This window comes from Acinetobacter nosocomialis NIPH 2119 (assembly GCF_000368085.1).
In the GTDB taxonomy this organism is placed as follows: domain Bacteria; phylum Pseudomonadota; class Gammaproteobacteria; order Pseudomonadales; family Moraxellaceae; genus Acinetobacter; species Acinetobacter nosocomialis.
On record NZ_KB849239.1, the window covers coordinates 3,772,173 to 3,772,821 of the forward strand.

The 649-nt window shown below is 44.7% G+C and carries 4 tRNA genes; all 4 read left to right on the forward strand.

The features are described 5' to 3' along the window. Nucleotides 1-15: 15 nt before the first annotated feature. The 4 genes from F984_RS21580 (at nucleotide 16) to F984_RS21595 (ending at nucleotide 447) form a co-directional block, all read left to right on the forward strand. Nucleotides 16-92, forward strand: a tRNA-Asp gene (locus F984_RS21580). Nucleotides 93-113: 21 nt separating this feature from the next. After that, nucleotides 114-189, forward strand: a tRNA-Val gene (locus tag F984_RS21585). 39 nt (nucleotides 190-228) lie between these two features. Beyond that, nucleotides 229-305, forward strand: a tRNA-Asp gene (locus F984_RS21590). A 66-nt stretch (nucleotides 306-371) separates the two neighbouring features. Next, nucleotides 372-447 (forward strand) — tRNA-Val (locus tag F984_RS21595). Nucleotides 448-649 lie beyond the last annotated feature (202 nt).

Here is a 649-nt window from a genome sequence, read left to right on the forward strand (position 1 = left end):
CGATATTGTGAAAGTGCAGCGGTAGTTCAGTTGGTTAGAATACCGGCCTGTCACGCCGGGGGTCGCGGGTTCGAGCCCCGTCCGCTGCGCCACTTTTATAAAACGCTTTTGCAGGGCGCTTAGCTCAGTTGGTAGAGCGTCTGCCTTACAAGCAGAATGTCGGCGGTTCGATCCCGTCAGCGCCCACCATAATTTGTGACCATACTTTATTTTTAAAGTATTGCAAGTGCAGCGGTAGTTCAGTTGGTTAGAATACCGGCCTGTCACGCCGGGGGTCGCGGGTTCGAGCCCCGTCCGCTGCGCCATTCTCTTGATTCCCTGATCTAGAGGATGTAATGTATAAAGACTTCGGTTGTTGTCTTTTTCAATCAGGGCGCTTAGCTCAGTTGGTAGAGCGTCTGCCTTACAAGCAGAATGTCGGCGGTTCGATCCCGTCAGCGCCCACCATAATTTTTCAAATTTAAAAAATTATATGCACTAATTTATTTAGTGTTTTTTGCATTTCTACTATTTATATTTCCTATCTATTTTATCTTTGCTATTGTTGGTAAAAACTTCTCTTTCTCTTTCTCTTTCTCTTTCTCTTTCTCTTTCTCTTTCTCTTTCTCTTTCTCTTTCTCTTTCTCTTTCTCTTTCTCTTTCTCTTTCT